Source organism: Pseudomonas sp. MWU12-2319 (assembly GCF_023242525.1).
Classification (GTDB): domain Bacteria; phylum Pseudomonadota; class Gammaproteobacteria; order Pseudomonadales; family Pseudomonadaceae; genus Aquipseudomonas; species Aquipseudomonas gingeri_D.
Map to the genome: position 1 here is coordinate 149081 of NZ_JALJES010000017.1, position 15977 is coordinate 165057.

Annotated in this window: 15 protein-coding genes; 6 read left to right on the forward strand and 9 right to left on the reverse strand. The window is 61.5% G+C overall.

What is annotated here, in order from left to right; genetic code table 11:
- Nucleotide 1: 1 nt before the first annotated feature.
- Both M5C01_RS25305 and M5C01_RS25310 read right to left on the reverse strand, forming a co-directional pair.
- Nucleotides 2-1615 carry an inorganic phosphate transporter gene (locus M5C01_RS25305; protein ID WP_103498833.1) on the reverse strand — a complete coding sequence of 538 codons (1614 nt, stop codon included), beginning with the start codon at nucleotides 1613-1615 and terminating at the stop codon, nucleotides 2-4.
- A 71-nt stretch (nucleotides 1616-1686) separates the two neighbouring features.
- Complete coding sequence (locus M5C01_RS25310; protein ID WP_152741261.1) at nucleotides 1687-2709, reverse strand: transporter; 1023 nt, start codon at nucleotides 2707-2709, stop codon at nucleotides 1687-1689.
- A gap of 312 nt (nucleotides 2710-3021) precedes the next feature.
- Here M5C01_RS25310 and M5C01_RS25315 point away from each other — a divergent pair, with 312 nt between their 5' ends.
- Both M5C01_RS25315 and M5C01_RS25320 read left to right on the forward strand, forming a co-directional pair.
- On the forward strand, nucleotides 3022-4644 hold the full coding sequence (locus M5C01_RS25315) for a methyl-accepting chemotaxis protein (RefSeq protein ID WP_152741260.1): 1623 nt from the start codon (nucleotides 3022-3024) through the stop codon (nucleotides 4642-4644).
- A gap of 122 nt (nucleotides 4645-4766) precedes the next feature.
- Nucleotides 4767-5219, forward strand: a complete 453-nt coding sequence (locus M5C01_RS25320) for a hypothetical protein (RefSeq protein ID WP_152741259.1) — start codon at nucleotides 4767-4769, stop codon at nucleotides 5217-5219.
- A 1-nt stretch (nucleotide 5220) separates the two neighbouring features.
- On the opposite strand, the gene M5C01_RS25325 is transcribed toward M5C01_RS25320, so the two are convergent.
- On the reverse strand, nucleotides 5221-6024 hold the full coding sequence (locus tag M5C01_RS25325; protein ID WP_152741258.1) for a putative hydro-lyase: 804 nt from the start codon (nucleotides 6022-6024) through the stop codon (nucleotides 5221-5223).
- Between the two features lie 333 nt (nucleotides 6025-6357).
- Here M5C01_RS25325 and M5C01_RS25330 point away from each other — a divergent pair, with 333 nt between their 5' ends.
- The 3 genes from M5C01_RS25330 to M5C01_RS25340 all read left to right on the forward strand — a co-directional run bounded on the left by M5C01_RS25330 (nucleotide 6358) and on the right by M5C01_RS25340 (nucleotide 9655).
- Nucleotides 6358-7641: an MFS transporter gene (locus tag M5C01_RS25330; RefSeq protein ID WP_177102646.1), complete on the forward strand. Its 1284-nt coding sequence runs from the start codon at nucleotides 6358-6360 to the stop codon at nucleotides 7639-7641.
- Nucleotides 7642-7762: 121 nt separating this feature from the next.
- Nucleotides 7763-9007 carry an OprD family porin gene (locus M5C01_RS25335; RefSeq protein WP_152741257.1) on the forward strand — a complete coding sequence of 415 codons (1245 nt, stop codon included), beginning with the start codon at nucleotides 7763-7765 and terminating at the stop codon, nucleotides 9005-9007.
- 318 nt (nucleotides 9008-9325) lie between these two features.
- Nucleotides 9326-9655 (forward strand): DUF2025 family protein, encoded by a 330-nt coding sequence (locus M5C01_RS25340; RefSeq protein WP_103498826.1) that lies wholly within the window; start codon nucleotides 9326-9328, stop codon nucleotides 9653-9655.
- A gap of 5 nt (nucleotides 9656-9660) precedes the next feature.
- On the opposite strand, the gene M5C01_RS25345 is transcribed toward M5C01_RS25340, so the two are convergent.
- Both M5C01_RS25345 and M5C01_RS25350 read right to left on the reverse strand, forming a co-directional pair.
- A complete protein-coding gene (locus M5C01_RS25345) occupies nucleotides 9661-9984 on the reverse strand; it encodes an antibiotic biosynthesis monooxygenase (protein WP_152741256.1) in 324 nt (107 codons plus the stop codon).
- Nucleotides 9981-10700, reverse strand: coding sequence for a CTP synthase (locus M5C01_RS25350; protein ID WP_152741255.1), 720 nt, complete (start codon nucleotides 10698-10700; stop codon nucleotides 9981-9983). The genes M5C01_RS25345 and M5C01_RS25350 overlap by 4 nt, the downstream gene beginning before the upstream one ends.
- A gap of 80 nt (nucleotides 10701-10780) precedes the next feature.
- Here M5C01_RS25350 and M5C01_RS25355 point away from each other — a divergent pair, with 80 nt between their 5' ends.
- On the forward strand, nucleotides 10781-11686 hold the full coding sequence (locus M5C01_RS25355) for a LysR family transcriptional regulator (RefSeq protein ID WP_248764406.1): 906 nt from the start codon (nucleotides 10781-10783) through the stop codon (nucleotides 11684-11686).
- Between the two features lie 126 nt (nucleotides 11687-11812).
- Here the strand turns inward: M5C01_RS25355 and M5C01_RS25360 are convergent, their stop codons facing one another.
- The 4 genes from M5C01_RS25360 to M5C01_RS25375 form a co-directional block, all read right to left on the reverse strand.
- Nucleotides 11813-12352: a DUF1003 domain-containing protein gene (locus tag M5C01_RS25360; protein WP_152741254.1), complete on the reverse strand. Its 540-nt coding sequence runs from the start codon at nucleotides 12350-12352 to the stop codon at nucleotides 11813-11815.
- 96 nt (nucleotides 12353-12448) lie between these two features.
- Entirely contained in the window at nucleotides 12449-13759 is a 1311-nt protein-coding gene (locus M5C01_RS25365) for a PAS domain-containing methyl-accepting chemotaxis protein (RefSeq protein WP_103498821.1), read from the reverse strand.
- 303 nt (nucleotides 13760-14062) lie between these two features.
- Nucleotides 14063-15145, reverse strand: a complete 1083-nt coding sequence (locus M5C01_RS25370) for a diguanylate cyclase (RefSeq protein ID WP_152741253.1) — start codon at nucleotides 15143-15145, stop codon at nucleotides 14063-14065.
- A gap of 169 nt (nucleotides 15146-15314) precedes the next feature.
- Nucleotides 15315-15929, reverse strand: coding sequence for a TetR/AcrR family transcriptional regulator (locus M5C01_RS25375; protein ID WP_152741252.1), 615 nt, complete (start codon nucleotides 15927-15929; stop codon nucleotides 15315-15317).
- Between the last annotated feature and the right edge of the window lie 48 nt (nucleotides 15930-15977).

A 15977-nucleotide genomic window follows, 5' to 3' on the forward strand; every position in this document is an offset into this window, starting at 1 on the left:
CTTAGAAAATCTGCGTGAACAACCAGTACAGGCTGCCCGACAACAGGATCGCCGCCGGCAGGGTCAGGACCCAGGCCATCATCAGGTTGCGGATGGTGCGCATCTGCAAGCCGCCGCCATTGGCGACCATGGTCCCGGCCACGCCCGAGGACAAGACGTGGGTGGTCGATACCGGCAAACCGTAGATGTCCGCCGCACCGATGGTCAGCATCGCGACCATTTCCGCCGAGGCGCCCTGGGCGTAGGTCATGTGGGTCTTGCCGATCTTCTCGCCGACGGTGACCACGATGCGCTTCCAGCCAACCATGGTGCCCAGGCCCAGGGCGATGGCCACGACAATCTTCACCCACAGCGGAATGAAGCGGGTGGCGCCGTCGATCTGCTGTTTGAACAACTGCACCTTGCCCTGGGTATCAGCGTCGAAATTGCCGACCTTGTCCTTGTCCATCAGGCGGATGGTTTCGCTGCTCAGGTACATGTCGTTGCGCACGTTGCCCATGGCTTCGGCCGGGACCTTGGCCAGCGAGCCGTAACCCTTGACCTCGGTACCGATATTGCCGGCCAGGGCCGCCAGTGACGGGACCACCTCCGGCGTCATTTTTTTGCTTCGCACGTAGTCCGAGAGTATTTGGCGCGGGTCGGCGGGGGCCGGTTGCGGCGCGTTGCGCACCAGTGCTTGTTGGGTGACTTCGGCGACGGCGGCGAACTGCAGCGCCTGGTCGGCCGGCATGGTGCGGTTCAGCGCGTAGGCCATCGGCAGGGTGCCGACCAGGATCAGCATGATCAGGCCCATGCCTTTTTGCCCGTCGTTGGAGCCGTGGGCGAAAGACACACCGGTGCAGGTCAGGATCAGCAGGCCACGAATCCACCACGGTGGCGGCGAATTGCCTTTGGGCGCCTTGTACAGTTCACGGTTCTTCACCAACAGGCGCAGGACCAGCAGCAACAGCGCGGCGAAGAAGAACCCCACCAGTGGCGACACCAGCAGGGCATAACCGATCTTGGTTGCCTGGCTCCAGTCGACACCGCTGGTGCCGTCGCGTCCGTGCATCAGGGCATTGGCCACGCCGACACCGATGATCGAGCCGATCAGGGTGTGGGACGAAGAGGCCGGCAGGCCCAGCCACCAGGTGCCGAGGTTCCACAGGATGGCGGCGATCAGCAGGGCGAAGATCATCGCGAAACCGGCCGAGGAGCCGACTTGCAGGATCAGTTCCACCGGCAGCAGGGCGATAATGCCGAACGCCACCGCGCCGCTGGAGAGCAGCACGCCGAGGAAGTTGAAGCAGCCGGACCAGACCACCGCGAAATGCGCCGGCAGGGAGTTGGTGTAGATCACGGTGGCCACGGCGTTGGCGGTGTCGTGGAAACCGTTGACGAACTCGAAGCCGAGGGCGATCAGCAGCGCCACGCCGAGTAGCAGGAACGGTGTCCAGGTGGTGACCACGGTGCCGAAGTCATGCATGTCATGCATCAGGCTGTAGGCGGTGAACAGCAAGCCCATGGCCAGTACCGCGAAAAAGATCACCGCGGTGAAGACGCGGGGTTTGCTTTCGAGCAGGGGGTTGCCTTCGCCCTGGGCGGACGAGGCAGCAGTCGATGAAGGGATGGCCATACCGGGAATCCTTTTTGAGAACGGATGCCAGTCATATTCGTTGCTGAATGTTACAGGCTGACTGCGCCAGATCAGTAATCCTGACGTTTGCGAAATGCCCAGCGCCCGGCCAGCAAGGTGAAGGTCACGACCAGCGCTACCAGGATCCAGAAACCTTCCGGGTCGCCCGCCAGCGGGATGCCGCCGACGTTCATGCCGAAGAAGCCGGCAATGATGTTGATCGGCAGTGCCAGGACGGTCACCACGGTCAGGGTGAAGAGGGTGCGGTTGCTCTGTTCGTTGAGGCTGGCGGCGATCTCTTCCTGCAACAGCTTGATCCGTTCGCCGAGGGCTTCCAGATCGCTGAGGATCAGCGAGAACTCCTCGGTGGATTTGCGCAGTTCCTTGACGTCTTCCTTCTGCAACCATTGCGGCGGACGGTTGAGCAGCCGCAGCAACGAGCCCGGCTCCAGGGCCAGCAGGCGTTGCAGGCGTACCAGTATCCGGCGCATGGCACCGAGTTCGGCGCGGTTGTTGCTCAGGCGCAAGGCCAGCAACTGGTCTTCGATCTGGTCGACGCTGGTGCTGGTCTTGCGCACGATCTGGGTCAGCACTTCACCCTGGTCGCGCAGCAGGTGCACCAGCAGTTCCAGCGGCGAGCGAAAGCGTTCGCCGGCCTTGACCGAGGAGCGCAGCTTGTCCACCGAGTGCAGGGGTTGCAGGCGCGCGCTGATCAACAGTTTGCTGCGGGCGCAGACCCACAGCGTGGAGATGTCCGAGGAGACCATGCTGCTGAGGTTGAACACCACGTCGTTGACCACCGCCAGCAAGGCGTTGTCGACGTGTTCGATACGGGTCGAGCGCGAGCCTTCGTGCAGGGCCTCGAAAAACTCGTCGGGCAACGACAGGTGGGTCTTCATCCAGCGCTCGCAGGCGGCGTGTGCCAGGTTCAGGTGCAGCCAGATAAATTCATCGGGATCTTCCGGTTGTTGCAGGCATTGCAGGGCCGTGGCCGAGTCTATTTCCTGACCTCGTTCGCCGGTGCGGAAGCGAAAGCCGTAAAGCAGGCCGAACAGATCCGGGTCACGATGGCTTTGGTCAAGGCTGTGATTCATGGAGGCTCGCTGAAGGGGAATGCCTGAAACATTTTTTTACAGATTCGCGGAGCTCATCATCGCAAGGCTTTTTGACAGTTTTGTGACGAGTTCTGTTCTGGCGGGGGCTGAGCTTTTTCCAACAGGCCGCTGGGCATCTTGCGCTGTATTGACCGATGGTCGACTCGACTCAAGCGTCGTGGCTATACGCCGATGTTATGAGATGTAAGCCATCCTCTATTTGGCCGTGTGCCCGGTTGTCGCTGACAGGGAAGTTTCGACTGCTTGCGCTCCCCACGGGGAACGCTCCATGCTTGTTCCGAGACTGCCCCCATGCTGAAAAAATCCTTGAGAGCACAACTGCTCACACTCCTGAGCGGCAGTCTGATCGCCATGTTGCTGATCGCGCTGACCTGTTTTCACCTCTTGTCCAATGGCGTTCAGGATTATCGGGATTTACTCGCCGGACCCTTGCGCACCTCGCATTTGATCGACGAGGCCAATGTGCAATTCAAAGCACAGGTGCAGGAGTGGAAGGATGTCCTGCTGCGTGGCAAGCAGCCTGAGGACCTCAACCGTTACTGGTCGCAGTTTGAAGCGCGTCAGCGCGATGTGCAGGACATCCTCGGTCGTCTGATCAACCAGCCTGGCATGGATGCACGGCTCAAGTCGCAGATCGAGCAACTGCGTGATGCACACCAGGTGCTGGGCAGCGCCTATCTGAAAGGTCGCGAGGCCTATCTGGCCGCCGGGTCCGATGCGAGCGCCGGTGACCAGGCGGTCAAGGGCGTCGACCGCGCGGCCAGCGAGCAGATGAAGAACCTGGTCGCGCAGTTGCGCCAGCAGGGTGATGAGCAGTCGCAAGCTATCAGTGCCCAGGCCGAGCGGACGATCTGGGTCGGCATCGTTGTGCTGGTGATTTCCGGGTTGTTGATTGGTCTGTTGAGCCTGTGGCTGGTCAACCGCAATCTGGTGGAACCGATCCGTCGCCTGATCGACTACGTGGCGCAATTGAGCCATGGCAAGTTCGACAACAGGGTGAATGCCGATCGCCAGGACGAACTGGGACACCTGGCGGTAGCGGCGAACACCTTGCGCGACTTCCTGGCCGAAACCTTCAGCCATCTCAAGCGCAGTACCTCGGACCTGGACAGCGCCAGCGGCGAACTGAAGTCGATTGCCGGCCTGATGGCCAACGGCACCCACGAACAATTCGAACGGACCGACCAGGTGGCCACGGCGATGACCGAAATGTCCGCCACCGCCCAGGAGGTCGCTCGCCATGCCGGAGATGCCGCTACAGCGGCGGATGATGCCGATCGCGCGGCCCAGCAGGGCGAGTTGGTGATGCAATCGACCATCGAGACCATTACCCGCATGCGTGGCGAAATCACCTCCACCGCCACGGTCATCCGGCGCCTGGAAGCCGACAGCGGACGGGTCGGCAAGGTGCTGGAAGTGATTCGCGGGATTGCCGAACAGACCAACCTGCTGGCGCTCAACGCCGCCATCGAGGCCGCCCGTGCCGGTGAGGCCGGACGCGGCTTTGCCGTGGTCGCCGATGAGGTGCGCAGCCTGGCCCAGCGCACCGCGGCGTCGATCATCGAGATCAACCAGATCATCCATTCGGTCCAGACCGGTGCGGTGGACGCGGCCCAGGCTATCGAAGGCGGGCAGGCCCGCAGTGAGGAGAGCGTCGAGCAGGTGACCGAGGCCGGGGCCATGCTCGAACGCATCACTACCGCGGTGGAAGCGATCCGCGACATGAACCGTCAGATCGCTACCGCCGCCGAAGAGCAGACCTCGGTGGCCGAAGACATCTCGCGCAACCTGACCGAGATCACCGCCATTGCCAGTACCAACCTGGACAACGTCAAGCGCACCGAGGCTGCGAGCCAGAACCTGCACGGCTTGTCGGGACAGTTGAATGATGTGACGGCGCGCCTCGGGGCCTGATTCGCGGCCACAGGGATGTGGCCTTGTATCGGGACGCTGACACGTGTGATACAGAATCGATCTCAATCATGTTGAAAGGTTGTCGATGACATGACTGCCCATAACTGAATCGGGAGATCCCCATGGTCAGCATTACTTCGGTCACCATTGCCCCAACCCTTACCACCAGCAGCACCAACAAGACCACCGGCACCACCGCTACTGACACCACCAGCACCAGCGCCACCGGAGCTGCGAGCACCACCCAGGCCGGCGCTAGCCAACCGGCGGGCGCCGGCGGCGCCTCCGGTAGCAGCAGCGACAGCTCCAGCACCAGTACTTCCTCCCAGGAGGTCCAGCAGCTGCAAAAGCAATTGGCCGATCTGCAAAAGCAGCTGCAGCAAGCGGAGCTGCAAATGCAGAAAGCCCAGGACAGCAAGGGAGACCCGGACGCCAAGGCCACCTTGCTCGCGGCCGCGCAGTCGCAGGTGTCTTCCATTGCCGGTTCCATTTCCACCGTCAGCGCTGCCCTGACCACTGCCTTGCAGGCCGAGGGCAGCAGCACCTCGGGCACTTCGGTAAACACCACGGCCTGAGTCAAAGGCTGTGGTTGTGCAGATCGCTCACCAGCATGCAGCCCGGCGCATGGGTAATGCATAACGGTGGGCGTGACGCCTGCACCACCGATTGCGGGGTCACGCCGCAGGCCCAGAACACTGGAAGTTCATCGTCGGCCAGCGGCACGGCGTCACCGTAGTCCGGTGCACCGAGGTCGTGGATGCCGATCAGTCGCGGGTCGCCGATGTGCACCGGCGCGCCATGCACATTGGGCATGCGTCCGGTGATCTGCACTGCCCGAATGGCGTCGGCGGCCTTCAACGGTCGCATGCTCACCACCAGCTTGCCCCGCAGACGTTCGGTGGGGCGGGTATCGATATTGGTCTGGAACATCGCCACGTTGCGGCCCAATTTGACGTGACGCAGATCGATGCCGGCCTCCAGCAAGGGTTGCTCGAAGGAGAAGGAGCAACCGATGGCGAAGGCCACCATATCGTCGCGCCAGAGGTGCTTGATGTTTTGCGGCTCCTCGCTCAGTTCGCCCTGGCGATAGACCCGGTAGCGCGGTACGTCATGGCGGATATCGACGCTCTCGCCCAGGTGACGGAAGATCGGGTCGCCGGGTTCGGTGATGTCCAGTATCGGGCAGGCCTGGCGATTGAGGGTGCAGAAACGCAGGAACTCGTCGGCCCAGTCCCCTGGCAAAATCACGATATTGGCTTGTACCCGACCCAGGCCCAGGCCGCTGGTGTGGCCCTGATACTGGTCGGTGGCGATGTGTCGGCGCAAGGCGCGCGGCGCCAGATGGCGCAACTGATCGAAGGACAGCGCGGGCAGGTTCATCGAACGTCTCTCTTGTGTTGGGTCGAGGCCTTTTTAGGGCGCCGCGACCGCCTCGTCCAACGAGAAAATCTGTTATTGCAAACAAGAAAAACTGATGCGCGGTTGCACACGGCACGCCGCTATCCCGGTAGGGGCCATTAAGGGGCCATCAACTTTTCTTATGCATTGACCGGCTTTTTTCCCGTTTGACGCTGTACCGCTCCGGCGCGAAGAATCCACTCCACGATGTAGCGCATCTGCATCGGTTCTCCACGACAACGCCTTCACAAAAAAACAATGAGGCGTGTCCGTCATCTTCCCTTGCTGCCGCAGGAACCCTCCATGGAACACACCATGACTGACCCCGTGCCTTCAGGGACGCGCCGTGCCGGCCCGTTCGCCTGGTACGCCCCGCTGAGCAAAAATGAAAAGCGCACCTTCTGGAGTTGCAAGATCGGCTATGGCCTGGATGGCATGGACACCCAGATGCTGAGTTTCGTGATTCCCACCCTGATTGCCACCTGGGGCATTTCCAAGGGCGAGGCCGGGTTGATCGGCACCTCGACCTTGCTGGCCTCGGCGGCCGGCGGCTGGATCGCCGGGATTCTCTCCGACCGCATCGGTCGGGTGCGCACCCTGCAACTGACGGTGCTCTGGTTTGCCTTCTTCACCTTCATGTGCGGGCTGGCCCAGAACTACGACCAACTGCTGGTGGCGCGCACGCTGATGGGCTTCGGTTTTGGTGGCGAGTGGACCGCCGGCGCGGTGCTGATCGGCGAGGTGATCCGCTCCCAGGATCGTGGCAAGGCGGTGGGCATGGTGCAGGCCGGCTGGGCGCTGGGCTGGGGCCTGACGGCCCTGCTCTATGCGGGCTTGTTCAGCTTTCTACCACCGGAGCAGGCCTGGCGGGCGCTGTTCATGGTCGGTCTGGTACCGGCGCTGTTCGTGCTGGTGATCCGCCGGTTGGTCAAGGAGTCCGACACCTTCGAGCAGGCTCGGGACGAGCGTCTGAGCCAGGCTGAAAAGCCTTCGCCCTGGGCCTTCTTCGAGATCTTCGCGCCGCGGATGCTCAGCACCACCTTGCGCGCTTCGCTGCTGACCACCGGTGCGCTGGGCGGTTACTACGCGATCACCACCTGGTTGCCGACCTATCTGAAAACCGAGCGCGGCCTGAGTGTGCTGGGCACGGGCGGCTATCTGGCGATGGTGATCGTCGGTTCCTATGTCGGCTACGTCATCAGTGCATTGCTGACCGACGCCATCGGCCGCAAGAAGAACTTCATCCTCTTTGCCGTCGGCTCCATGAGCATCGTCCTGGCCTACACCCAGTTGCCCATCGATAACACCTGGATGCTCTGGCTGGGCTTTCCCCTGGGCTTCTTCGCCTCGGGCATCTTCGCCGGCATGGGGGCGTTCCTCACCGAGCTGTTTCCCACCCGCATGCGTGGGTCGGGCCAGGGCTTCTGCTACAACGCCGGGCGCTCCATCGCCGCGTTGTTCCCACTGTTTATCGGTGCGCTGAGTGAAACCCTGCCGATTGGCGTCGGCATCGGTGTGTTTGCCGCCGGCGCTTACGCGGTGGTGATCCTGGCGGCCCTGAGCCTGCCGGAAACCCGCGGTCGCCAGCTCGAGAGCTGATATTCGACGCACCTGGGTCCGGCGGGCCCAGGGACTACTGATCCTGACATTTCAACCACATCGGTCGCGATCCCAACGCCCCCGAGAGGGTCGGCTCGCGTCCGCAATAAAGGAGCACACCATGAAGTCGTTCGATCATTTATCACGTTTTTCCGTGCCAGTGAGCGCGTTAGTGGGCTTGGGCCTGCTCTGGGCGCCGGGCGCCCGGGCGGATTTCCTCGCCGACAGCAAGGGGACCCTGGAAGCACGCAACTTCTACTTCAACCGAGATTTTCGCCAGCCGGGCTCCCGGGAAAAAGCCGATGAATGGGCCCAGGGTTTCCTGTTGCGCATGGAATCGGGCTACACCGAAGGCACCGTCGGTTTCGGCCTCGATGCCCTGGGCATGGTCGGTTACAAACTGGACTCGGGACCGGGCACGGCGGGGACCGGCCTGTTGCCGGCGGACACCCGCCACGGCGGTTCCCAGGACAGCTACGGCAAGCTGGCGGCGGCGGCCAAGGTGCGTATTTCCAAAAGCACGCTGAAGGTCGGTAGCTTTCAGATGAAGGACCCGGTGATCATCTCCAACGATACCCGCTTGTTGCCCGGGACCTTTCAGGGCGGTTTGCTGAATGTGCAGGAAATCGACCACTTGAGGCTGACCGGGGGCTCCTTCAACCAGATCCGCTACGTCGACTCCACCGATGATCAGAAGATGACGGCCAACCGTATCGGCGGTTCGAGCGACAAGTTCCAGTTCGCCGGGGCCGACTACCAGTGGCTGCCCAACCTGCTGACCCAGTATCGCTATGGCCAGCTGGAGAATATCTACCAGCAGAACTTCCTGGGCCTGGTGCATAACTGGGACCTGGGCCAGGGCCAGAGCTTGAAGACCGACCTGCGTTACGCCCGCAGTGCCGAGGACGGCAACTTCCGTCCGCTGGATAACCGCGCATTGGGCGGGATGTTCACTTACTCCTTCAAGGGCAACTCCCTGGGCTTCGGCTATCAGCGCATGAGCGGCAAGGACCCGTTCCCGTATATCGGGCACAGCGATCCGTACCTGGTGAACTTCGTGCAGATCGGCGACTTCGCCAATATCGACGAACGTTCCTTGCAGGTGCGTTATGACTACGACTTTGCACAGTTGGGCTTGCCGGGCCTGACCTTCATGACCCGCTACGTGTCCGGTGACAATGTGCAAAGGACGATTCCGGGTGAAGGCAAGGAATGGGAACGCAACACCGATATCGGTTATGTGTTCCAGGACGGGACGCTCAAAGGGGTGGGGGTGAAGTGGCGCAATGCGACGGTGCGTTCGAACTTCGGCAATGACCTGGACGAGAACCGTCTGATCATCAGCTACACCTTGGCGCTCTGGTAAGCGCTGGTAACCAGGACCTTGCGGGAGTCGGCTTGTCCGGCTCGCGCAAGGTCAGCGTGGGATCAGGTGTCTTTCTTGTCGTGAAGCACCGCGCCGGTCTTGGCGTCGAGCTTGACGTCCCGCTTCAGCCCATCAACAACGGATTGCTACAGGGGCTATCGCGAAACAGACACAAACCTGCTCCAGATCCGGTTTTTGGCGTTTTCCTCGGGTATTGTGCAACAGTATTTGTCGCCCATCTCCCCGTCAGAGGGACAGGCCTGCCCTGCGTGTAAACCGTCCATCCATGAGCCTTGTGGCTCTAAAGCGGGGTTTACCATGTCGATCACATCCGAGCTTATCTGCCAGGCCGCTGACCAACTCAAGGGTTTTGTCGGCTTCAATCACAAGACCGCCCAGTACATCGTCCGCTTCAGTGAGGACGCCTTCGGCATGGACGTGGCGGATGACGCCATCTTTGCGGCCTGCGAGTTTGTCTGGGTGCCGGCCGCGGAAGAGACCATGAGCCTGAGCCGCGAACGGATTCAACTGCTGCTGGACCAGAACATTGACGATCGGATCAACATCAGCGAACCGCTGCGGGTGTACCAGCGGCGCGTGGATATTCCCGAGATTGTCGCGCTGCGCCGGGCACTCATCGCCTCCTGAGGTGATCAACGCTGGAAAGAGTAGGCCCGTTCGACCTTGCACACCCGGGTATGACAGGCCTGGTACCAGGTTGAACGGCCGCGTTCACGGATTTCGCTGTGTTCGGCATGTTGTTTCCAGGCCAGGATTGCCGCTTCGTCGCTCCAGTAGGACACGGTGATGCCCAGGCCATCCTCGCCCCGGGCCGACTCGACGCCGAGAAAGCCCGGCTGTTGTCGGGCCAGTTCGACCATGCGCTCTGCCGCTTCGCCATAACCATGATCACCCTCGGTGCGCAGGGAGGTGAAGATAACGGCGTAGTAGGGCGGTTGCGGTGTCTGGGCGATCATTGTTGCTGGCTCGCGCAGGCCGCCAGGAATGCACTGGTCAACGCCGGGATACGGCCTTCCAGCGCCGCGCGTTCGGGCTGGAACAGGGTCGCGACGAAGAACGGATGCCCCTTGAGTTCGATCGCGCGCAGATCGCCCTGGGCGTCATGGCCGCCGGCGCGCAGGTCGCCATCGAGCAAGGCGTTTTCGAACTCGGGATTGATGCCGTAGCGGCAGTGATAACCTTCGTGGGTTTCCAGGGCCCCGTAAGCCTTGGCGATCAGCGTGCCTTCGATAAACTGGATGCGGTCGTGGGCTTCGACCAGGGAGCAGCTCAACGGTGAAATCACCGCGCGCGCCGAGTCGGGCGCTGTTTCGCCATGCTCGGCATCCGTCCAGCCGAGAACATGACGCGCATATTCCAGGACGGCATGCTGGAAACCGCCACAGGTGCCGAGAAACGGTCGCTGTTGTTCGCGGGCGTAAGTGATTGCCCGCAATGCGCCTTCCAGGCTGCGGTAGGGGCTGGCCGGTACGCACCAGAAACCAGCAAAAAGTCTCAGGTCGGTCTGTGGTGTGAGGCTATCCGTGGCCAGCCAGTGAGCCTTTACCTCAAGCCCGGCAGCCTCGGCCGCCCGTTGCAGAGCCACGGGAATGGCGCGGTGAGCGGTGACCTGTGGGTCGTGATCGCCGATCAGGGCAATGTTCAGGACGGTGTGTGGCGAGCGCTGTTCCATGGAGTTTTCCCTCAGGCTTGTTGATTCCTGGGGCGAACTATAAGGTGGCGGCGACGCATTCAATATAGGCAGTTACCCAATTGATCAATGCACCGTTGCACTATCGGATGGAGCACACCGACCTTTCGCTGATTCTCGCGCTGGTCCGTGGGCGCTCCCTGGCACGGGCGGCGGGATTGCTCAAGGTCGATGTCTCGACGGTGTTCCGTTCGGTGCGTCGGTTGGAGGCCTCACTGGGCCGTGAGCTGTTCGAAAAGAGCCGCGCCGGTTATCTGCCCACCAGCCTGGCGCAATCCCTGGCCGAACAGGCGGAGCGTGCCGAGCAGGCGTTGGAAGCCGCGTGTGTCAGCATTGAGCAGGGCGGCGAGGTGATCAGTGGTACGGTGCGCCTGACCTGTACCGATTCGGTCCTGCATGCGCTGTTGTTACCGGCGCTGGCGCGGTTTATGCCGGCTTATCCGGCCTTGACTCTGGAGCTCAGCACCTCCAACGATTTCGCCAACCTGAACCGGCGCGATGCCGATATCGCCTTGCGGTTGACTGACTCGCCACCGGAGCATCTGGTGGGGCGTTGCCTGGGGGCGGTGTCTTATCGGGTGTGTGCCAGTCCGGGGTATTTGCCGGCGCTTGTTCCTGAGGATCTGGGGCGAGGGGTCTGGATCGCCCCGGATGATTTTCTGCCCGATCATCCGAGCGTGAGCTGGCGTCGCCAGCATTTCCCCGGGGTGGTACCGAGTTACCGCTGCAACAGCATGTTGTCGGTGGCGGAGTTGGCGCGGGCCGGATTGGGCATTGCGGTGTTGCCGGATTTCCTGCTGGGTGAGCAGCAGGGCTTGCGGCCCCTGGCCGAAGTGCCGCCGAGCTACGATACGGCGTTGTGGCTGCTGACCCGTCCCGATTGCCGGGCGTTGCGCTCGGTGGTGACCTTGTTCGATGAGCTGGCCCAATCTATTCGCCTTGGGCCTGGTGCCGAAATACTTTCCTGAAAACACACAGGCCCTTGTAGGCGCCTGGCTTGCCCGCGAGGCGTCCTTGAGGACGCTGAAAGCTTCGCTGGCAAGCCAGGCTCCTACAGGTACGCGGTGTTTTTAAAACAGCGTTTCACCGACGACTCAGGTCTTGCGCACGAAATGCTCGTGCATCTCCAGCGTCAGACCCTCGATACGTTCGGTCAGTTGCTTGGTCATTTCGGTCAGTTGGGTGTTCTGTTCGAGCAGCGCCAGCAGTTGCTCGGTGGTTTTCGCCGCCTCGGCCTGCCGTTCGGTATTGGCGACAGCCAGGGCTTCGCGGTGCTGGGCATCGGCGTCGGAATGGGCTTTGTCCCGCGCGGCCTGGCGAGTCTGGGCCAGCAGGATCAAGGGCGCGGCATAGGCCGCTTGCAGGCTGAACGCCAGGTTGAGCAGGATGAACGGGTAGACGTCGAACTGGGTCACGCCCGCGACGTTGAGGATAATCCAGGCCGCGACGATCACCGTTTGGGCACCGAGAAACATCGGCGTACCAAAAAACCGTGCAAAGGCTTCGGCCTTCAGCGCAAAGGTGTCGTTGCCGAAGGTGGTGGACAGATGGGCGTGGGGGCGATGGAAGCGCAGATGGTCGACGATTTTCTTTGGGGTTTCAGGACTTTTCGCTTCGGAACTTTCTGACGTCATGGTGGACTCTGCAAGGCGTGGGAATCAAGGCTCACTATAGCCCTATCCGACGTTGCCCGGCGCCATCCCTGGCGCTCTCGTCTGGCCCGCTGTGTATCAGCTCTGCCCAGCGAACATGCTGACCGCGCGCACCGCCTGATTGGCCCCTTCGCGAATCTGCAGGATCACCGTGCCGGCCTGGTCCGCCAGGTCGACCCCTTTGGCCGCTCGGTCGCGGGTGCCGTTCATGCTGTCGATGGCCTTCAGGGTTTCGTTCTGGATCATGCCGATCATCTCGGAAATCTCTGCGGTCGAACCGCTGGTGCGCGCCGCCAGCAAGCGCACCTCGTCGGCGACCACCGCGAAGCCGCGTCCCTGTTCGCCGGCCCGGGCCGCTTCAATGGCCGCGTTCAACGCCAGCAGGTTGGTCTGGTCGGCAATCCCGCGAATGGTGTTGACGATGGCGGTGATCTGTTCGGAGCGCTCGCCCAGTTTGGCGATCAGCGTGGAGGAGCCTTCGATGTTCGAGGCAATTTCACGCATCTCGGTGGCGGCCTGCTGGATAACGCCAGTACCGTGCTCGGCGACTTTTCGCGTCTCGATCGAGAGGTGATAGGCCTCGGTCGCACTTTTGGCATCCTGTTCGTGTTTCTCGACACCGCTGGTAACGTCCGAAGCCAACTTGACCACTTTGCACAAGCGACCGCCGGCGTCGTATACCGGGTTGTAGCTGGCCTCGAGCCACAGGGTCTGGCCACGCTTGCCGACGCGTTCGAACTGGCCGTTGAAGAACTCGCCCTGGTTCAGGCGGCGCCAGAAATCCTGGTACTCGCTGCTGTTGGTGGTGGCCGGGTTGCAGAATATCTTGTGGTGCTTGCCCTGGATCTCCGCCAGGGTGTAGCCCATCAGCTTGAGGAAGTTCTGGTTGGCAGAGATGACACTGCCATCGAGGTTGAATTCGATCATCGCCATGGCCCGGTCGATAGCCTGCAACTTGCCGTTGGCCTCGCTCTCCTGTTGCATCCTGGCGGTGATGTCCAGGGCGTAGGCGATGACCTTGAAGAGACTGCCGCTGTCATTCTTGATCGGGTTGTAGCTGGCTTCCAACCAGATGGACCGGCCATCGGCCGTGACCTGCTCGAAGGTCCCGGCTTCGAACTGGCCGGACTTCAGTCGTGACCAAAGCTGGCTGTACTCGCTGCTGCGGGCGTAGGCCGGCGTGCAGAGCGTCCGGTGCGCCTGGCCCACCACCTGCTCCTGGCGATAGCCGGTGACCTTGAGAAAGTTCTCGTTGGCGCGCAGGACCGTGCCATTGAGGTCGAACTCGATCACGATCATGGAGCGGTCGATGGCCGCGAGTTGGTTGGCTTGCTCGGTGACGGATTGTTGCAGGGTACTGATGGCTTTCTTATGGGAGGCAAATAGCATGGCGTCTGCTCGGAGAGGGATACAACGTGAGAGTTAGTCCCTGATCATGCGGCTTGCGGCTTGTCCGAGAGGGGCAAGGGAAGTAGCAGCCCAGTACCAGTGCTCCATGACTGGTGGTTCATTTGATACAGCCCACCGCACTGCCACACCCATGAACGTCCGTGGGTTGTGCGAATGTCTATATCCAAGTGATCGTTCAAAAAAAAGATGACTGAATAATGGCCTAATGATATTTATTTTCTTATACAAAGCAATGTGTGTTTGTACAATTTTATGGGGCGTCTTTCAGACTGGCGGCGTGGCTCAAGCCGAGTTGACCAGGTTGCACGCGCACCCCTCGGCGCTGTCCTCTTCGGCGCTGTTGACCTTGTTGCGCCCGGTGTTCTTGGCGACATAGAGCGCCTTGTCGGCTTCGTTCAGCCAGGCGCCGGCATCGCTGAAATCCCGGCGGCAGGAGGCCAGGCCGATACTCAGGCTGACCCGTAATTCCGGGACCTCGGCATTGCGATAGTTGCCGAACACCTCACGCAGGCGCTCCATGACGTCATTGGCCCGCTCCAGTGACATCTCCGGCAGGATCACGCAGAACTCGTCGCCGCCATAACGCCCGGCCAGGTCATCTTCGCGCAGGTTATCGCGCAGGTCCTTGCTCAATTGGCGCAGCACGCTGTCGCCGACCAGGTGGCCGTAGGTGTCGTTGATGGCCTTGAAATGGTCAATGTCGATCAACGCAATCACTGCCTGGCACTGGCTGTGGCGGCATTTGTGGAACTTGAGGTGAAGGAGGTCTTTCCAGGAGCCGTGATTGAGCAGCCCGGTCAGGCTGTCGGTACGGCTCAGGGCACTGAGGGTGCGTTTGTGTTCGGCCAGGTTGATCGCCAGTTGATAGCAACCTATGCCGATCACCAGGGGATAGAGGATCAGTACCGGCAGCACGCTGTAGATCTGTATCGGCGTGGTCAGCGGGTTGAAGGCCGGGGCGAAGATCAGCCAGGACACCAGGATGCCGATGGCCTGGGCGACCAGCCCCTGGGCCATCAGCCGGGGTCCGCCGGCGGCGACGTTGTGCATGGCCATCAAGGCCAGCATGTTGACCGTGGTCAGTGGCGTGAACTGGATGGTCGCGGCCCAGAATCCGCCCATCAGCGAATCGATGAGGATATTGCGGCGTTCAGCCCGATAGGGAAAGGGCGAGCGTTTGGCGATCTGATAGGCCAGGTGCGGCCAGGCCACTGCGTTGATGGTCAGCAGTACCCAGATCCACGTTGGCATGGCCAACGGGTAAAGTGCGGCGATTATGCTGAAGCAACCGATACCAACGCCTACCGTACGGGGCAGGTAAATGCGCTTGGCAAACGATAGCCCTTTGCCTCGTTGGATTTGCATAGGTTTTTTTGCGCCACTTTATTCATCTGAACACCTGGGCGGTGTTCTGCACGGAACGGCCGTTCATCGGATAAGAAGGATGAATATTGTCGAGCATTCCGTAAAGAATAATCAGTGTCCTTCCAAGCCATTTAGAAGGTCTTGAGGCGGTTTTAGCGGTCTGTGCCGGCTATTTGACGATTTCGTAGCCGGCGAGAAACAGATCCAGCGACGATTCTATGACGCGGCTCTGGGTCGAGGGGTCCAGGGGGGGTTGGCCGAGGCTGATCTGTGGCCAGAAGGCGAAGGTTTTGAGCAGGCCGTGCAACTGCGCCGCGGCGAAGGCCGGGTCCACGGCTTTGAAGGTGCCGTCGGCCTGGGCATCACGAATCCACTGGTTGAAGGCTTCTTCCCGTTCGGCCAGGCGCGCGACCATGCCCTGGGCGCGCTCGGGCGAATGGATGGTGGCGGCGATGGCCACACGGGCCAGGTCGAGAAAGCTGCTTTCACTGAGCAGGCGCAGTTTCAAGGCCATCAATTCGCGTAACTGCTCACGCAAGCTGCGATCCGGGTGGTAGGACATATCCACTTGTGCCGCACTGCTGGCCCACAGGTGGTGCATGATTTCCGCGAACAACTCTTCCTTGCTGGGAAAGTGGTTGTACACCGTGCGCTTGGACACCCCGGCCTTGGCGGCGATCTTGTCCATGCTGGTGGCCTCGAAACCGTCGGCGCGAAAGGCCTCGATGGCCGCCTGGATGATGGCTTCACGTTTGCGGTCGGTCAGGCGTAGGGGAGCGGTCATGGGCGGCTTCGGCAGGAAAAGAAAAATTACACTCGGTAGTTTACTTAT

Excerpts from the sequence above, each read along its gene's own strand:
- M5C01_RS25345 (WP_152741256.1), bottom strand. The coding sequence starts at position 9,984 with ATGATCGCCCAGACACCGCAACCGCCCTACTACGCCGTTATCTTCACC.
- M5C01_RS25370 (WP_152741253.1), bottom strand. The coding sequence starts at position 15,145 with ATGCAAATCCAACGAGGCAAAGGGCTATCGTTTGCCAAGCGCATTTAC.
- M5C01_RS25320 (WP_152741259.1), top strand. The coding sequence starts at position 4,767 with ATGGTCAGCATTACTTCGGTCACCATTGCCCCAACCCTTACCACCAGC.
- M5C01_RS25360 (WP_152741254.1), bottom strand. The coding sequence starts at position 12,352 with ATGACGTCAGAAAGTTCCGAAGCGAAAAGTCCTGAAACCCCAAAGAAA.
- M5C01_RS25325 (WP_152741258.1), bottom strand. The coding sequence starts at position 6,024 with ATGAACCTGCCCGCGCTGTCCTTCGATCAGTTGCGCCATCTGGCGCCG.
- M5C01_RS25305 (WP_103498833.1), bottom strand. The coding sequence starts at position 1,615 with ATGGCCATCCCTTCATCGACTGCTGCCTCGTCCGCCCAGGGCGAAGGC.
- M5C01_RS25315 (WP_152741260.1), top strand. The coding sequence starts at position 3,022 with ATGCTGAAAAAATCCTTGAGAGCACAACTGCTCACACTCCTGAGCGGC.
- M5C01_RS25365 (WP_103498821.1), bottom strand. The coding sequence starts at position 13,759 with ATGCTATTTGCCTCCCATAAGAAAGCCATCAGTACCCTGCAACAATCC.
- M5C01_RS25330 (WP_177102646.1), top strand. The coding sequence starts at position 6,358 with ATGACTGACCCCGTGCCTTCAGGGACGCGCCGTGCCGGCCCGTTCGCC.
- M5C01_RS25335 (WP_152741257.1), top strand. The coding sequence starts at position 7,763 with ATGAAGTCGTTCGATCATTTATCACGTTTTTCCGTGCCAGTGAGCGCG.
- M5C01_RS25340 (WP_103498826.1), top strand. The coding sequence starts at position 9,326 with ATGTCGATCACATCCGAGCTTATCTGCCAGGCCGCTGACCAACTCAAG.
- M5C01_RS25375 (WP_152741252.1), bottom strand. The coding sequence starts at position 15,929 with ATGACCGCTCCCCTACGCCTGACCGACCGCAAACGTGAAGCCATCATC.
- M5C01_RS25310 (WP_152741261.1), bottom strand. The coding sequence starts at position 2,709 with ATGAATCACAGCCTTGACCAAAGCCATCGTGACCCGGATCTGTTCGGC.
- M5C01_RS25350 (WP_152741255.1), bottom strand. The coding sequence starts at position 10,700 with ATGGAACAGCGCTCGCCACACACCGTCCTGAACATTGCCCTGATCGGC.